15 protein-coding genes are annotated in these 15,646 nt (G+C 66.8%); 7 read left to right on the forward strand and 8 right to left on the reverse strand.

Features of this window, described 5'->3' with window-relative positions; translation table 11 throughout:
* A partial coding sequence (locus AC1D2K_RS13555; protein WP_478089365.1) for a helix-turn-helix domain-containing protein occupies nt 1-159 on the reverse strand: 159 nt, incomplete at its 3' end.
* Nucleotides 160-272: 113 nt separating this feature from the next.
* On the opposite strand from AC1D2K_RS13555, the gene AC1D2K_RS13560 reads away from it, so the two are divergent.
* From AC1D2K_RS13560 to AC1D2K_RS13590, 7 genes are all read left to right on the forward strand, one after another.
* Nucleotides 273-1,361 (forward strand): tartrate dehydrogenase, encoded by a 1,089-nt coding sequence (locus tag AC1D2K_RS13560; RefSeq protein WP_478089351.1) that lies wholly within the window; start codon nt 273-275, stop codon nt 1,359-1,361.
* Nucleotides 1,362-1,509: 148 nt separating this feature from the next.
* On the forward strand, nt 1,510-2,877 hold the full coding sequence (gene dctA / locus AC1D2K_RS13565; protein ID WP_478089352.1) for a C4-dicarboxylate transporter DctA: 1,368 nt from the start codon (nt 1,510-1,512) through the stop codon (nt 2,875-2,877).
* Nucleotides 2,878-2,885: 8 nt separating this feature from the next.
* On the forward strand, nt 2,886-4,190 hold the full coding sequence (locus tag AC1D2K_RS13570; RefSeq protein ID WP_478089353.1) for a glycerate kinase type-2 family protein: 1,305 nt from the start codon (nt 2,886-2,888) through the stop codon (nt 4,188-4,190).
* 1 nt (nt 4,191) lies between these two features.
* On the forward strand, nt 4,192-5,607 hold the full coding sequence (gene pyk, locus AC1D2K_RS13575) for a pyruvate kinase (RefSeq protein ID WP_478089354.1): 1,416 nt from the start codon (nt 4,192-4,194) through the stop codon (nt 5,605-5,607).
* A 120-nt stretch (nt 5,608-5,727) separates the two neighbouring features.
* Complete coding sequence (locus tag AC1D2K_RS13580) at nt 5,728-6,705, forward strand: Bug family tripartite tricarboxylate transporter substrate binding protein (protein ID WP_478089355.1); 978 nt, start codon at nt 5,728-5,730, stop codon at nt 6,703-6,705.
* Nucleotides 6,706-6,952: 247 nt separating this feature from the next.
* Nucleotides 6,953-7,255 (forward strand): cell envelope biogenesis protein TolA, encoded by a 303-nt coding sequence (locus AC1D2K_RS13585; RefSeq protein WP_478089356.1) that lies wholly within the window; start codon nt 6,953-6,955, stop codon nt 7,253-7,255.
* Between the two features lie 305 nt (nt 7,256-7,560).
* Nucleotides 7,561-8,325: a P-loop NTPase family protein gene (locus AC1D2K_RS13590; RefSeq protein WP_478089357.1), complete on the forward strand. Its 765-nt coding sequence runs from the start codon at nt 7,561-7,563 to the stop codon at nt 8,323-8,325.
* 44 nt (nt 8,326-8,369) lie between these two features.
* On the opposite strand, the gene AC1D2K_RS13595 is transcribed toward AC1D2K_RS13590, so the two are convergent.
* The 7 genes from AC1D2K_RS13595 to AC1D2K_RS13625 are packed head-to-tail and all read right to left on the reverse strand — an operon-like array spanning nt 8,370 to nt 15,455.
* Entirely contained in the window at nt 8,370-9,299 is a 930-nt protein-coding gene (locus AC1D2K_RS13595) for a polysaccharide deacetylase family protein (protein ID WP_478089358.1), read from the reverse strand.
* Nucleotides 9,300-9,303: 4 nt separating this feature from the next.
* Nucleotides 9,304-10,347: a bifunctional UDP-4-keto-pentose/UDP-xylose synthase gene (locus AC1D2K_RS13600; protein WP_478089359.1), complete on the reverse strand. Its 1,044-nt coding sequence runs from the start codon at nt 10,345-10,347 to the stop codon at nt 9,304-9,306.
* 27 nt (nt 10,348-10,374) lie between these two features.
* On the reverse strand, nt 10,375-11,319 hold the full coding sequence (locus AC1D2K_RS13605) for a formyltransferase (protein ID WP_478089360.1): 945 nt from the start codon (nt 11,317-11,319) through the stop codon (nt 10,375-10,377).
* Nucleotides 11,316-12,308, reverse strand: coding sequence for a glycosyltransferase (locus AC1D2K_RS13610; RefSeq protein WP_478089361.1), 993 nt, complete (start codon nt 12,306-12,308; stop codon nt 11,316-11,318). The genes AC1D2K_RS13605 and AC1D2K_RS13610 overlap by 4 nt, the downstream gene beginning before the upstream one ends.
* Nucleotides 12,305-13,453 carry a DegT/DnrJ/EryC1/StrS family aminotransferase gene (locus AC1D2K_RS13615; RefSeq protein WP_478089362.1) on the reverse strand — a complete coding sequence of 383 codons (1,149 nt, stop codon included), beginning with the start codon at nt 13,451-13,453 and terminating at the stop codon, nt 12,305-12,307. Before AC1D2K_RS13615 ends, AC1D2K_RS13610 begins: the two co-directional genes overlap by 4 nt.
* A complete protein-coding gene (locus AC1D2K_RS13620) occupies nt 13,450-13,839 on the reverse strand; it encodes a DMT family transporter (protein WP_478089363.1) in 390 nt (129 codons plus the stop codon). Before AC1D2K_RS13620 ends, AC1D2K_RS13615 begins: the two co-directional genes overlap by 4 nt.
* A complete protein-coding gene (locus AC1D2K_RS13625) occupies nt 13,836-15,455 on the reverse strand; it encodes a phospholipid carrier-dependent glycosyltransferase (protein WP_478089364.1) in 1,620 nt (539 codons plus the stop codon). The genes AC1D2K_RS13620 and AC1D2K_RS13625 overlap by 4 nt, the downstream gene beginning before the upstream one ends.
* Nucleotides 15,456-15,646: the final 191 nt, after the last annotated feature.

A 15,646-nucleotide genomic window follows, 5' to 3' on the forward strand; every position in this document is an offset into this window, starting at 1 on the left:
GTTGACCAGCAAGACCCCGACCCTCGACTCCATCAGGGCCAGGTGCTTGCTCACGGCAGGCGTGGTGACGCCGAGCTCGCGGGCGGCCGCGCTGAGGCTTCCGGCGCTCGCCAGCGTTGAAAAGAAGCCCAGATCGGCCGGCAGGATCGCGTGGGTCATGGTGGCTCCACTGTTGAACTCAAGTTAACAATGGATTCACTTTAGCGCCGAGCCAGCAGGCCGTCGAGTTTCTACATTCACCCCACCTACCCACCACCCCACGGAGACACCCCATGAAGACGTACAAGATCGCAACCATCCCTGGCGACGGCATCGGCAAGGAGGTCGTGCCCGCCGGCCAGCAGGTGCTGGAAGCCCTGGCTTCGGCCAGCAGCAGCTTCAAGTTCCAGTTCGAGAACTTCGATTGGGGCGGCGACTACTTCCGCGAGCACGGCGTGATGATGCCGGACGACGGCCTCAACGCCCTGCGCGACAAGGACGCGATCCTGTTCGGCTCGGCCGGCGACCCGCACATTCCCGACCACATCACCCTCTGGGGCCTGCGCCTGAAGATCTGCCAGGGCTTCGACCAGTACGCCAACGTCCGCCCCACGCGCATCCTGCCGGGCATCGACGGCCCCCTCAAGCGCTGCGGCCCGGACGACCTGAACTGGGTCATCGTGCGCGAGAACTCCGAAGGCGAATACTCCGGTGTCGGGGGCCGCGTGCACCAGGGCCACCCGATCGAAGCGGCCACGGACGTTTCCATCATGACCCGCGCCGGCGTGGAGCGCATCATGCGCTTCGCCTTCAAGCTGGCCCAGTCGCGTCCGCGCAAGCTGCTGACCGTCATCACGAAGAGCAACGCCCAGCGCCACGCGATGGTGATGTGGGACGAGATCGCGCTGCAGATCTCCAAGGAGTTCCCGGACGTGACCTGGGACAAGGAACTGGTCGACGCATCGACGGCGCGCATGATCAACCGCCCGGCTTCGCTGGACACCATCGTCGCGACCAACCTGCATGCCGACATCCTGAGCGACCTGGCCGCCGCACTGGCGGGCAGCCTCGGCATCGCCCCCACCGGCAACATCGATCCCGAGCACCGCTACCCGTCGATGTTCGAGCCGATCCACGGCTCGGCCTTCGACATCATGGGCAAGGGCCTGGCCAATCCGGTCGGCACCTTCTGGTCGGTCGCCATGCTGCTGGAGCACCTGGGCGAGACCGAAGCCGCCAGGCGCGTCATGCAGGCGGTCGAGGCCGTGACGGCCGACCGCTCGCTCCACACCCGCGACCTGGGCGGCAGCGCCACCACGGCACAGGTCACCCAGGCCGTGTGCGACCAGGTCACCGGCGCGGCCCAGCGCAAGGCGGCCTGAGCGTCGCTCCCCCGGCCGGCACGCAGCGGCCGGGCACTCTTCTTTCTGATCCGAGGGGCCGCGCGGCACGCGCCGCCCCTCATCCCGAAGCAGCCGCCAAGCGCTGCAGGGGTGAACTCGTGCCCGCACATCCACCAGGAGACAAACCATGCGCCGCTTCTTCGGAAAGCTGTACGTCCAAGTGCTCATCGGCGTGTTCGCCGGCGCTGCGCTCGGCTTCTTCGTTCCCCACATCGGGAGCGACTTCAAACCCATGGGCGACATCTTCATCAAGCTGATCAAGATGGTGTTCGCACCGATCATCTTCGCCACCGTGGTGCTTGGCATCGCCCGGATGGAGAACATGAAAGAGCTCGGCCGCGTCGGTGTCCGGGCCCTGATCTATTTCGAGATCCTGTCGACCTTCGCCCTGGCGCTCGGCCTGGTGGTCGTCAACGTGGTCGGCCCGGGTCGCGGCATGAACATCGATCCGACCCAGCTCGACACCCAGGCGATCGCCAGCTACACGGCCGCCGGCGCCAAGCCGGAGGGCTTCGTCGACTTCATCCTGCAACTGGTGCCGACCAGCATCGTGGATGCGCTGGCCCGCAACGACATCCTGCAGATCCTGGTCTTCGCGACCCTGTTCGGTGTCGCGCTCTCGCACATCGGGCCGCGCGCCCGGCCGGTGGTGGACTTCCTCGATTCCTTCACCCATGGCGTGTTCGCGGTGGTCGGAATGATCATGCGGCTGGCCCCGCTGGCCGCCTTCGGCGCCATGGCCTTCACGGTCGGCAAGTACGGCCTGGGCTCCGTCGTCTCGCTCGGCAAGCTGATGGGCACGATGTACATCACCTGCTTCCTGTTCGTGGTCGTCGTGCTCGGGATCATCTCGCGGATGTCCGGATTCAGCCTCTGGAAGTTCCTGAAGTACATCAAGGACGAGCTCTTCACGGTGCTCGGCACCAGTTCCTCGGAATCGGTGGTCCCGCAACTGATGCGCAAGCTGGAGCATGCCGGCGTCTCCAAGCCCGTCGTCGGCCTGGTCGTTCCCGCTGGCCTGACCTTCAATCCCGACGGCCAGTGCATCTACTACACGATGGCCGCGATCTTCATCGCCCAGGCCACCAACACACCCCTGACGATGACCGATCAGCTCGTGGTGCTGGGCGTGCTGCTGCTGACGTCCAAAGGCTCCGCCGGCGTCACGGGCTCGGGCTTCATCACGCTGGCCGCGACGCTGGCCTCGATGGGCAAGATCCCGGTCGCGGGCATGGTGCTGCTGCTCGGTGTCGACCGCTTCATGTCGGAAGCGCGGGCCATCACCAACACCATCGGGAACGCCGTGGGCACCATCGCCATCGCCCGCTGGGTGGGGGCCGTCGACCGCGACCGTCTCGCGCAGGTGCTGGATGGCAAGAGCGATCCGGAGAACCTCGACGAGCTGTACGAAGGTGATGACGACGAGCCGAACAACGTCCAGCCGATCCGCGTCGAACTCGGCGGCGGCGTGCGGATCGCGGCCCGAGCCGGATGACAGCCGCCATGAATCCCGCAGACCCCCGCAGCGTGCTGCGCGCCATGTTCGGCGCCGCGATCGCCGCCGCGCAGCCCGCGCTGTGCGTGCCGCGCCACCTGCCGGCGCCGCCCAAGGGCCGCCTGGTGGTGATCGGCGCCGGCAAGGCCTCCGCCGCGATGGCACGCGCCGTCGAGGAGCACTGGCGCGGACCGCTGACCGGCCTGGTCGTGACCCGCTACGGCTACGCCGTGCCCTGCGAGCGCATTGAGATCGTCGAGGCGGCCCATCCGGTACCTGACCCGTCCGGGGAAGCCGCGGCGAAACGCATGCTCGACATCGTCGGCGGCCTGGCCGGCGACGACCTCGTGCTGTGCCTGATCTCCGGTGGCGGCTCCTCGCTGCTGCCGCTGGCACTGCCCGGCCTCACGCTGGAAGACAAGCAGGCGCTCAATCGCGCGCTGCTGGCCAGCGGAGCCAGCATCAGCGAGATGAACTGCGTGCGCCGCCACCTGTCGGCGATCAAGGGCGGTCGCCTGGCCGCGGCATGTCATCCGGCACGCGTGCTGAACCTTGTCTTGTCCGATGTGCCTGGCGACGATCCGGTCGAGATCGCCTCCGGGCCGACCGTGCCGGACCCCACGACCTGCGCCGACGCGCTGGAGATCCTCCGCCGCCGTGGGATCGACGCGCCTGCAGTGGCGCTCTCGATTCTGGAGAGCGGCGCAGGGGAAACGTTGAAGCCGGACGACCCGCGCCTGCCGCCCATCGAGACCCGATTCGTCGCGACGCCGCAAATGGCGCTCGAGGCCGCCGCGGCGGTCGCCCGGGACGCCGGCTTCACCCCTTGCATCCTCGGCGATGCGATCGAAGGCGAGGCGCGCGAGGTCGCGAAGACGATGGCTGGCATCGCACTGCAGGTGGCCCGCCGCGGCCAGCCGATCGCGGCACCCTGCGTCCTGCTGTCGGGCGGAGAGACCACGGTCACGCTGCGCGGACGCGGCAGGGGCGGACGGAACGTCGAGTTCCTGCTGTCCCTGGGTATCGCGCTCGACGGAGCGCCCGGCATCCACGCGCTGGCCGGCGACACGGACGGCGTCGACGGCCAGGAGGAGATTGCCGGCGCCGTGCTCGCGCCCGACAGCCTGGCAAGAGCCCGGTCGCAGGGCATGAGGCCGCGCGAGCGCCTCGACGACAACGACGGCCACGGCTTCTTCGAGGCGCTCGGCGACTCGGTGCTGACCGGACCGACGCTGACCAATGTGAACGATTTTCGCGCGATCGTGATCGCTGCCGACCACGGCCGCGGCGAGTGCGCACACAGGAGAAACTGAGATGCGAAGAAACAGGCACGCGAAGATCGTCGCGACCCTGGGCCCGGCGAGCGACGAGCGCGAGACCATCCAGGCGCTGTTCGATGCCGGCGCGGATGTGTTCCGGTTGAACTTCAGCCATGGCACGCATGGGGACCACAAGCGCCGGCTGGACCTGATCCGCGAGATCGAACGCCACAGCGGCCGCCCGATCGGCGTGCTGCTGGACCTGCAGGGCCCCAAGTTGCGCATCGGCACCTTTCCCGATGGACCGGTCGATCTGGTCGAAGGCAAGGCCTTCAGGCTTGACCTGGACACCAAGACGCCGGGCAGCGACAAACGCGTGGCACTGCCGCACCCCGAGATCTTCGCGGCGCTCGAAACGGGCACCGACCTGCTGCTGGACGACGGTCGCCTGCGGCTTCGGGTCGAGAAGTTCGGCCAGGCTTTCGCCGAGACGAAAGTGATCAACGGCGGCAAGCTGTCCGATCGCAAGGGCGTGAACGTCCCCGGCGTGGTTCTGCCGCTCTCCGCCCTGACCGAGAAGGATCGCGCGGACCTGGCCTACGGGCTCACGCTCGGTGTCGACTGGGTGGCCCTGTCGTTCGTCCAGCGTCCCGAGGACGTCATCGAAGTCAGGCGCATCGTCGATGGCCGGGCCGGCATCGTCGCAAAGCTCGAGAAGCCGGCGGCGATCGCCTCGCTCGACGCCATCGTGGTCGAAACGGATGCGGTGATGGTCGCCCGGGGCGACCTCGGCGTCGAGATGCCCGCCGAGCAGGTGCCCTCGATCCAGAAGCGGATCATCCGTGCCTGCAGGCGGGCCGGCAAACCCGTCATCGTCGCCACCCAGATGCTCGAGTCGATGGTCAGCGCGCCGGTGCCCACCCGGGCCGAGGCCTCGGACGTTGCGACCGCCATCTACGAAGGGGCCGACGCCGTCATGCTGTCCGCGGAATCGGCCAGTGGCCGCTATCCGGTCGAGGCGGTGAAGATGATGAGCAGCATCATTGCCCACACCGAGAGCGATCCGAACTACCGCACCGCGATCGATTCCTCGCGCCCCGAACCACTGCCTCGCGCGGCCGACGCCATCGGCTCGGCGATGCGCGACATCACCGGCCTGCTCAACGCCGCAGCCACCGTCGCTTACACCAGCTCTGGCTATTCGGCGCTCCGCATGGCGCGCGAGCGGCCGCGGGCGCCCATCATCGGCATGACGCCTCGCCTCGCCACGGCGCGTCGCCTGGCGCTCGTGTGGGGCGTGCATGCCGTGCTCTGCCACGAAGTGGTGGACGTTCCCGAGATGAGCGAGCTCGCCTGCCGCACGGCGCGCAAGGAAGGCTTCGGCGCCTCGGGACACACCCTCGTGATCTCCGCGGGCATGCCCTTCGGCACTTCCGGAACCACCAACCTGCTGCGCATCGCGCAGATCTGAGCGAGGCCTCCCCATGGTTCGTCCGGACTATTGAATTCAGGTTAACGACGGATTCACTTTCAGCCCGGATCGAACACCTGTGGATCCCTACAGTCGCATCACAMCCATAAGGAGACAAGCATGAGAACTTCGACACTTCGCCCCCGTGCCGCCGTCACGGCGATCGCCTTCGGCTTCGCGGCGTCGCTCGCCGCCGCGCAGGCCTATCCCGCCAAGCCGATCACCTTGGTCGTGCCGTTCCCGCCGGGTGGAAGTTCGGACGCGCTGGCACGCGCGATCACCACGCCGCTGTCGCAAAGCATCGGGCAACCGGTGATCGTGGAGAGCAAGCCGGGCGCCGGTGCGACGGTCGGTGCCGACTACGTCGCCAAGGCCAAGCCGGACGGCTACACGCTCCTGATGGGGGCGGTGCACCACACGATTGCCACCAGCGTCTACAAGAAGCTGCCTTACGACTTCGAGAAGAGCTTTGCGCCGATCACCACCGTGGCCCTGGTGCCGAACGTGCTGGTGGTCAACGCCAAGTCCCCGGCGACCGATGTCAAGGGCCTGGTCGCGCAGGCGAAGGCAGCGCCGGGCAAGCTGTCCTATGGCTCGAACGGCAACGGCACGGTGCAGCACCTGATCGGCACGCAGTTCTCCGGCATTGCCGGCGTCGAACTGCTGCACGTCCCTTACAAGGGCAGCGCTCCGCTGACCACCGACCTGCTCGGCGGTCAGGTCGACATGTCCTTCGACACGCTGACGCCGCTGGTGCAGCACATCAAGGGCGGAAAGCTGCGTGCATTGGCGGTGACGACGGCCAAGCGGTCGAGCACGCTGCCCGATGTGCCGACGCTGGCAGAGGCCGGCATGAAGGACTTCAATCAGGGGACCTGGTTCGGCATCCTGGCGCCGGCGGGAACGCCCAGGGAAGTGGTCGACAAGCTCAACGCCGAGATGGTGAAGATCATCCAGTCGCCGGAGTTCAGGAAGCGCATGGAAGAGATCGGGGCCGAGCCCGTGGGCGACACCCCCGCTCAGATGGCCGCGCAGATCAAGGACGACACGATCAAGTACGCAAAGCTGGTCAAGGATGCCAAGGTCGCCATGGATTGAGCGTTGGAAAGGCCGGAAACTGAGCCTCCACACGTTGGTTTACAGCCTCAAGCGGCGAAAAAGGGCGTTGGAAGTTGCTTGCCGCCCGGCCGACATTAGGCAGAATGGCGGCCGGAAGGCCACAGGCCCTGTACCGACGCGCGTCGGCTCGATCTGCGTCAACGGGTCGCGCCACTGCGCGTTTAAATGGCTGGTCCTCTCCATTAACCTCCATCAAGGAACCGCAATGAGCAAGTTAGTCGCAATCATGATCGCCAGTCTCTTCGCCACGGGTGCCTATGCCCAGAACCCGGCAAATACGACGTCCCAGGAGCAGGTGATCACCAACAGCAAGCAGCAGGACAAGGCGCAGGCCAAGGTCGATGCGCGGCCGCAGGGCAAGGTGAAGAAGCCTACCGGCGACACGGCGAATTCGGAAGAACTCAATCCGGTTGGCACCGGCAAGGCGGCAGCAGCCGGCGAGGCGCGCGTCGATACCCGCGATGCTCGCCATCCGAACCGGAAGCCGGCCAAGCAGGGCGGCACGCCTGACATGGCGGGAGCCAAGTAAGCAGAGGCAGTTCGAAAGAACTTGTCGGAGCCGCGCGTGATCGGTGCGGGGGCGCGAGACGACCTCGCGCAACGCATCGTTCGCGCGTGTCTTGGGTTTTCTCGGCCGGACGGCCCACCGCAGATGAGTTGCCGTTCGCAAGTTTTTCTGTGGAACAGGTGGCAGGCGACGCAGCAAAATGACGTGCTGCACCGCACTGTCCCGACGCACACACGACGTGCCACCACCAATGAGAAATGAGCATTGTGCGCTGCACCAAAACACGACAGTGAAGGCTTTTCCCCCCGCGGGCGGTGCATGCCTGCGTGAATAATCCACTCAGCATCTCGCCGTCGACAACTGCAATCCCCGGTGCGCCGGATCGCCATCGCCTGGTCATCGTGGAGGGCATCATGGGCTCGGGCAAGTCGACCACGATGCGCTTCATCGCCAAGAGCCTGCAGGACGCGAACCGGGAGGCACTGCCCATCCACGAAAGGGCGGATCCTCACCCGGTACGGGCGACAGACGAGCTGGAACACTGGTTCCAGCCGTGGCTCGACACCACACCAGCGAAGTTGGCTGCCCGAAGTGTCGCCAGGTGGGCCTCGCTGGTGGAAGCGTCGCGGGCCGACGGCATCGTCCGCGTGATGGACGGCCAATTGTTCCACGGCGACCTCACGAATCTGTTCCTGATGGAATCCGACCCGGCGATCCTCGCCGACCATGCGCGAGCCGTGGCCACGACCATTGCGCCGCTGAATCCTCTTGTCGTGTACTTTCGCCAGGAAGACGTCGAGCGAGCCATCCGGACGGTCTGCGAGGAGCGAGGCGCGGACTGGGTGGCCTACCAGGTCAACTGGAAGCTCGCGGCGCCCTACAGCGCACGCCGCGGGTTGGCAGGCCTCGCAGGGTTGGTTGCCCTGTACCGGGACTACCGGCGCCTGACCGATACGCTGTTCGAACTCCTCCCGCTGGACAAGCTGGCCATCGAAAACGCAAAGCAGGAGTGGCCCGTCTACCAGCGCCTCATCCTGCAAGCCCTGGGCTTGCCTGCGGGCATGAACGACCGAGCTTCCGTCCGGTTCTGATGCGGGAAAACCCTTTCACAGAATTCGTCGCAATACCGGGTGACTCACGCCGCCGGCGCATCGGCCGCGGGCCACGCGGGGCCTTGCACCGCGAGCACCCCGGAGCGTCCTGCGACCTCACCTTGCACCAGCAAGTGCCGCGGAAGCTCGGCCAGCTCGGTCGCGGCCGCGAGATCGCCGACGGCGACCAGGCTGTGCCCCTGCGCCTTCCAGCCCCGCAGCAGGCGCTCGAAGGCCGGCATGAGTTTCATGCCTTCGAGTTCGGCGTGCAGGGTGTAGACATGGTCCGTGTCGGGGTCGGTCGTGAGCGACAGCAGATGGGCATGGACGTTGTCCGCATCGAGGCCGTCGATGCCGATCAGTTCGTCGAGCGTGGGCAGGGTCGTCGGGAACTGCGGCGGTCCGATGGCGCGGCCGTCGTCTGCCACCGGTATGAAGGGCGACCAACCGCGCGCGTCCGACGCCACCTTGATGCCCAGCGCGGTCTCCGCCTGCGCGGCGGCGGCGTTGAACTGCCATCCCGCCGCGCCATGCATCCGCGGCGGTGCGCCGAAGACCTCCGTGTGGCGCTCCACCGCGAGTTGCATCTGGCGCCTGGCCCATTCGGCGTCGCGCAGCAGGAGCCGGTCCTGCCATTCGACATGGTCCCAGCAATGCACGCCGACCTCGAAGCCGGCGTCGCGGACTGACCGAAGCGTGGCGGCTTCACGTCGCCCGATGTCGGGACCCGGCAGCAGGACGCCGTACATCAGGGTACGCAAGCCGTAGTGCTCGACGACCGAGGTGCGCGCAACCTTGCTCAGAAAGCCGGGACGGAACACGCGCAGGATGGCCCGGCCGGTGTGGTCGGGCCCGAGGCTGAACAAGAAGGTGGCCCGGGCCCCGGCGAGCCGCAGGACCGTCAGCAGCCGGGGCACGCCTTCGCGGGTGCCGCGCAAGGTGTCGACGTCGACCTTGAGTGCGATGCAGGCCATCGCCTCAGATCGCGAGGTCGGCGGCTGCCTCGGCCTCGTCGCGATAGTAGGCAAACAGGCTGTCCAGCGCTTGCTGCATGTCGACCTTCGGCTTCCAGTCCAGGTCCTGCATGGTCGAGCGGATGTCCGGCACCCGATGCGTCACGTCCTGGTAGCCGCGTCCGTAGTAGTCGGCCGACGAGACGTCGACCAGCCGCACCGCCTCGGCCGCGTCGCGGTATTCGGGCAGGGTGCGCGCCAGCTGGACCATCATCTCGGCCAGCGCGCGGATGGAATGGTTGTTGGCAGGATTGCCGATGTTGTAGATCTTCGAGTCGGCCACGCCGTCCTTGTTGGCGATGATCTTGACCAGTGCGTCGATGCCGTCGTCCACATAGGTGAAGGCGCGCTGCTGGCTGCCGCCATCGACCAGGCGGATCGGCTCACCGCGCACGATGTGGCCGAGGAACTGGGTGATGACGCGGCTTGAGCCTTCCTTGGGCGTGTGCAGGCTGTCGAGCCCCGGGCCGATCCAGTTGAACGGACGGAAGAGCGTGTAGCGCAGGCCGTCCTGCTGGCCGTAGGCATGGATGACGCGGTCCATCAGTTGCTTGGCGGCGGCATAGATCCAGCGCGGCTTGTTGATCGGGCCGTAGACCATGTTCGATGCTTCGGGATCGAAGGCGGCATCCGTGCACATGCCGTAGACCTCGCTGGTGGATGGAAACACCACCCGCTTGTTGTACTTGAGACACTGCCGGACGATCGGCAGGTTGGCTTCGAAATCGAGTTCGAAGACACGCAGCGGTTCCTGGACATAGGTCGCCGGCGTCGCGATCGCGACCAGGGGCAGGACGACATCGCACTTCTTGACGTGGTATTCGATCCATTCCTTGTTGATCGTCATGTCGCCTTCGAAGAAATGGAAGCGCGGGTCGTGAAGCCAGGGCGCCACCCGCTCCGACTGCATGTCCATTCCATAGACATGCCAATCCGTGGTCTCGAGGATGTGACGGGTGAGGTGGTGGCCGATGAAGCCGTTGACGCCGAGGATGAGGACTTTGAGCATTGCAGGCAACTCGTGGTTGAAAGTGATTCAGATGTCAGTGGGCACGCAGCGCCCGCCGAAGCGTTGTTCGAAGCCGGCAGGATCGAGCGCGCCGGAATCGCCGTGCGCGGCCAGCACTTCGAGGGTGCTGCCATCGGCTGCCAGCAGCCAGAGCGCGCCGGCGTCGCTCAGCCATCGAAGGCCCGCACCGGGTGCGTGCTGTCGCTGTTCGACGAGCCGGGTGCGGTCGATCTGGACCCGCTGTCCGTTGATACGGCAGAAGGCGCCGGGGTAGGGTGGCGCGAGCGCACGCACGAGGTTGTGGATTTGCCGGGCGTTCGCAGTGGCGGGAATGAGGCCGTCTTCCGGCCTGCGACCACCGAAGTAGCGACCTTGCGAAAGGTCCTGGGGGATTTCCTCGGTCGTGCCGGCCAGCAGCCGCGGCAGGCTGCGCGCCAGCACGATCTCCGCGGCGACGGTGACCTTTGTGAAGACCTCGTGGGCGGTGTCGTCGATGAGGATCGGCACCGCGCACTGATCGACGATGGCGCCGTTGTCGGGCTTCTCGTTCATGCGATGCAGCGTGGCGCCGGTCCGGGTCGCGCCTTCGATGACGGCCCAGTTGACCGGCGCGCGGCCACGGTACTGAGGCAGCAGCGAGCCGTGCATGTTGAAGGCACCGCAGCGGGGCACCTGCAGCCACGAGGCCTTGAGCATGTGGCGGTAGTAGAAGGAGAACAGGAAGTCCGGCTTCGCTGCCGTCGCCTCGGCCAGCAGTTCGGGCAGGTGGGGATCGGCCGGCTTCGCGCAGCGCAGTCCGTGCCGCTTCGCGACCTCGGCCACGCTGCCGAACCAGATGTTCTCGCCGGCGGCATCGTCGTGGGTGACGACCAGCGGCACCTCGACACCGGCGTCGAGCAGCACGCGCAGGCAGCGTACGCCGACGTCGTGGTAGGCGAAGACGATCGCTCGTGCGGGCAGATCAGGCTTCATGGCCGCTTGCGCTCGAGCACCGCATTGATGACGTAGCGCGGCCGCGCGCGCACTTCCTGGTAGATGCGCCCGACGTATTCGCCCAGCAGCCCGATGCCGAACAGGGCCAGCCCCACCAGCAGGAAGAGCAGGGCGAAGAGCGTGAACACACCGCCCACTTCGGGGCCCATCACGAGCCGGCGCGTTGCCAGCACCACGAACAGCAGTGCGGAGAGCATCGACACCACAATGCCAAGCAGCGAGAAAGCCTGCAGCGGAACCAGCGAGAAGCCGGTCACCAGGTCGAAGTTGAGGCGCACCAGGCTGTAGAACGAGTACTTCGACTCGCCCGCATGCCGCTCCTCGTGACCGACCTCCACTTCGGCCGGGTTGCGGGAGAACTGCAGCGCCAGCGCCGGGATGAAGGTGTTCATCTCGTTGCACTGGTTGATGAGCTGCACGACGTTGCGGCTGTAGGCGCGCAGCATCGAGCCGTGGTCGGTCATCACGATGCCCGTAAGCCGGTGGCGCAGGCGATTCATGGCGCGCGACGCCCAGCGCCGCCAGGCCGAATCCTGGCGGTCGCGGCGGATCGAGCCGACGCAGTCGTGCCCCTGGTCCATCGCTTCCAGCAACAGCCGGATGTCTTCCGGTGGGTTCTGGAGGTCGGCGTCGAGCGTGACGATGCGCTCGCCCAGGCAGTGCTCGAAGCCCGCCAGGATCGCCCGGTGCTGGCCGAAATTGCCGTTGAAGAGAATCACCCGGGTCACGTCGGGACGGCGCTCGAACTGCGCCGCGAGCACTGCGGCCGAGCGGTCGCGACTGCCGTCGTTGATGAAGATCACCTCGTAGGACGAGCCGAGCGCGTCGAGCGCGGGATAGAGCCGGGCGAACAGGGCCGCGAGGCCCTGCTCCTCGTTGTAGACCGGAATCACGACGCTCAGCGAAGGGGCGTCGGCCGGGATCTCGATGTCGGGGTCGTGGTGAGGAACCGCCTGCAGCACAGTCATCGCCGAGCCCTCCGCAATTGAGCCACCACTGCGGCCACGCTGTCGCAGACGCGGTCGACGTCGGCGTCGGTCATGGCCGGAAAGAGCGGCAGCGTGACCGTGCGTGCGCCAATGTCCTCGGCGACCGGGAAGTCCCCGCGGGCGTAACCCATGGCCCGGAACATCGAGAACAGGTGCATCGCGGGGTAGTGCACGCCGACGCCGATGCCCTGGTTCTTCATGGCGTCGACGAAGTCCGCGCGCGCCGATGCAAGATCGTGCGGCAGCAGCGGCTGGAACATGTGCCAGTTGCCGTGCCCGTCCGCGTCCTCGGGTGGCAGATCGAATCCGAGCGTGCGGTCCCAGCGCTCGAAATAGCGCCGCGCGAGCTGTCGGCGACGGGCGTTGAAGTCGTCGATGCTGCGCAGTTGACCCAGGCCGATCGCTGCCGCGATGTCGGTCATGTTCGCCTTGGCGCCCCATGCCTCGACGTCCATGCCGCCGCCGGGCAGTCGGATGACGCCCTGCAGGCGCAGCAACTCGAAGCGCCGCGCCTCTTCGTCGTTGTTCATCACCAGGCAGCCGCCTTCGCCCGAGGTCAGGTTCTTGTTGGCGTGGAAGCTGAAGGAGACGAGGTCGCCGAAGCTGCCGATGGCGCGACCGTCCCATTGAGCGCCGAAGGATTGCGCGGCATCCTCGACGACCCGCAGGCCATGCGTTGCCGCGATCTCGTTGAGCCGCGTCCGGTCCACGGGCAGCCCAGCCAGATCGACCGGTATCAGCGCCCGCGTGCGCGGTGTGAGGGCCGTCTCGATCCGGTCGAGGTCGATGTTGCGCGTCGTCGCATCGGCATCGACGAACACCGGGGTGGCGCCGACCGCCAGCACGACGTTGGCGGTGGCGACCCAGCTCAGCGGCGTGGTGATGACCTGGTCGCCCGGACCGATGTCGCACAGGCGCAATGCCAGTTCGAGCGAGGCTGTGCCGGAATTGACCAGCCGCACGGGACGCCCGCCGCAACGCCTGGACAGTTCAGCCTCGAGCGCCTGGCACTTCGGCCCGGTGGTGAGCCATCCGGACCGGAGCACCTCGCCGACTTCCGCGATGGTTTGCTCATCGATCGAGGGGCGGGTGAAAGGGAGGAAGGCCGCTGTATTCGTGCTCATTGCGTGCTCCCGCTGCGCGCCACCAGGACCACGCCGATGATGATGACGGCAATGCCGAGCCAGCGCTGCGCGTCGACCTGCTCGCCGAACAGCCACCAGGCGAGCGCCGCGTTGACGACATAGCCGATCGACAGCATCGGATAGGCGATGCTCACGTCGACCCGGGAAAGCGCGACGATCCAGACCACCACGCTGACCGCGTAGCAGACGAGGCCGCCGAGGATGCCGGGATGTTGCGCGAGCCCGGCCGCGCTGCGCCAGAGAGCGGCGCTGCCGTCGCTCATGGAAATGGCGCCCACGCTGCGCGCCCCGGCCTTCAGGAACAACTGGGCGGCGGCATTCAGAAGGACGCCGGTCAGCACCCATGCGAAGTCGATGATTTTCATTTTCTCGACACCACCACTCGTCGTGAATCCTGATAGATGATACGCATCGGAAGGCCACGCTCATGCAGCTCGCCGTAGCTCGGAAAGTCCATGTAGRCCGCGGCCTCTGGAAGCGACTGCCAGCGCGCAACAAACTCGTCGAGCGATTCGATCGAGCGGTTCGGCTCCAGGGCCTGTCCCATGGCGAACTCGTCCTGGTAGTCCACCAGCGTGACCTCGCGGCGCAGGTAGAAAGGCAGCGTCTGGTCGTAGGCGCGGACCGCGAAGACGGGGGCACCCGACTGCAGTACCGGCTGCAATGCCGACACGAAAGGTGCCGCGCTCTTGAGTTGCCCGAAGGGCTCGTGCGCCGCCATCACGATCGTCATGCTCATGACATGGCCGAGCGCCAGCGTCGCGATGGCCAGCGTGGCACCGCGCCGCCGCAGCAACCACCACGCGAAGGCCGCGAACGACAGGAAGGTCACCGCACCCCAGAGCGCTCCGGTGCCCAGCTGCGCGAACACCTCGGCCGACGTGGAGTGCGAAGCGATCCTTGAGCTCTGCGTGGAGGCGACCAGGACGATCGCCCAGACCGCGACGGGGAACAACAGGTGGCGACGCAGCGCAAGGGGACTCGCCTGCTGGAGCCGAAGTCCGATGAGGAGCGCCAGCGCCGGGAACATCGGCAGGATGTAGGACGGCAGTTTCGATCCGCTGGCGCTGAAGAACAGCAGAACGAAGGCCGAATAGGCGATCAGCAGACCCTGCGGCGCGATGGCTGGTGTTGGACCGGAGGCTGCGCGCTTGGGCCACAGCCACGGCAGCGCACTGGTCCACGGGAACATCCCGGCCAGAAGCAATGGCAGGTAGTACCACCACGCGCCTTCGCGTTGATGAACATTGCTCAGGTAGCGCGCGAAGTGTTCATGAATGAAGAAGAACTGGGCAAAGGCCGGGTTGCGCAGGGAGACCAGCACGAACCACGGCGCCGCGAGCAAGAGGAAGATCAACAAACCGGACACCCAGTGCATCCGGCGCCACAGGCCGAAATCGCGGCGCCAGAGGCAGGTCAGCACGAGCGTGGCGCCGGGAATCAGGAGGCCCACCAATCCCTTGCTGAGCACCGCGCCGGCCATCGCTGCCCAGGCGACCCATATCCAGTTCCTGCGCTCGGAAGCCGTGCCGCAAGCCTGCTCGGCGATCAGGACCGCGCAGAGGGCGATGGTGAGGAACAGGGTCAGGCTTGCGTCGAGCGTCAGGAAGTGCGCGTTGCCGAAGACCCAGGTCATGGATGCCGCTATGGCCAGGCTGCGGATGCCGGTTTCCCTGCCCCACAGCCGCCACGCTGTTCCACCGACGGCCAGCACCGTGAGAAAGCCGGCCAGCGCGGGCCACAGGCGCGCTGCGAAGACATTCATGCCGAACAGGTGGAGGAAGAGGGCGCTGGCCCAGTATTGCAACGGAGGCTTCTCGAAATAGAGCAGCCCGTTCAATCGCGGAGTGACCCAGTCGCCGCTGCGCAGCATTTCCCAGGCGAGGCTCGCGTAGCGCCCCTCGTCCGGACTGATCAGCGAGCGCGTGGCCAGCGAAGCGAACCAGACGACTGCCAATACGACCAGCAGAAGCGCCAGCAAGCCGGAAGGCAACGGTCGTTCGGTGCTGGCACCTCGAAAGTCATGGTGTGCAGCGGCGGGCGCCGCACGGCGCTCCGCCAGGGGGCGAGCCTGGCGAGGCGTTGAAGGAGAAACCTGCGTCAGCATGTCTGGATGCTATGAGGCGCACCTGTCCGAAACCTGAACGACTCCGAGCGCATGCTGGTCATCCC

The sequence above is a fragment of the Variovorax sp. P1_H12_2 genome, from assembly GCF_056405335.1.

Excerpts from the sequence above, each read along its gene's own strand:
- AC1D2K_RS13580 (WP_478089355.1), top strand. The coding sequence starts at position 5,728 with ATGAGAACTTCGACACTTCGCCCCCGTGCCGCCGTCACGGCGATCGCC.
- AC1D2K_RS13620 (WP_478089363.1), bottom strand. The coding sequence starts at position 13,839 with ATGAAAATCATCGACTTCGCATGGGTGCTGACCGGCGTCCTTCTGAAT.
- AC1D2K_RS13585 (WP_478089356.1), top strand. The coding sequence starts at position 6,953 with ATGATCGCCAGTCTCTTCGCCACGGGTGCCTATGCCCAGAACCCGGCA.
- dctA (WP_478089352.1), top strand. The coding sequence starts at position 1,510 with ATGCGCCGCTTCTTCGGAAAGCTGTACGTCCAAGTGCTCATCGGCGTG.
- AC1D2K_RS13595 (WP_478089358.1), bottom strand. The coding sequence starts at position 9,299 with ATGGCCTGCATCGCACTCAAGGTCGACGTCGACACCTTGCGCGGCACC.
- AC1D2K_RS13610 (WP_478089361.1), bottom strand. The coding sequence starts at position 12,308 with ATGACTGTGCTGCAGGCGGTTCCTCACCACGACCCCGACATCGAGATC.
- AC1D2K_RS13605 (WP_478089360.1), bottom strand. The coding sequence starts at position 11,319 with ATGAAGCCTGATCTGCCCGCACGAGCGATCGTCTTCGCCTACCACGAC.
- pyk (WP_478089354.1), top strand. The coding sequence starts at position 4,192 with ATGCGAAGAAACAGGCACGCGAAGATCGTCGCGACCCTGGGCCCGGCG.
- AC1D2K_RS13560 (WP_478089351.1), top strand. The coding sequence starts at position 273 with ATGAAGACGTACAAGATCGCAACCATCCCTGGCGACGGCATCGGCAAG.
- AC1D2K_RS13600 (WP_478089359.1), bottom strand. The coding sequence starts at position 10,347 with ATGCTCAAAGTCCTCATCCTCGGCGTCAACGGCTTCATCGGCCACCAC.
- AC1D2K_RS13570 (WP_478089353.1), top strand. The coding sequence starts at position 2,886 with ATGAATCCCGCAGACCCCCGCAGCGTGCTGCGCGCCATGTTCGGCGCC.
- AC1D2K_RS13615 (WP_478089362.1), bottom strand. The coding sequence starts at position 13,453 with ATGAGCACGAATACAGCGGCCTTCCTCCCTTTCACCCGCCCCTCGATC.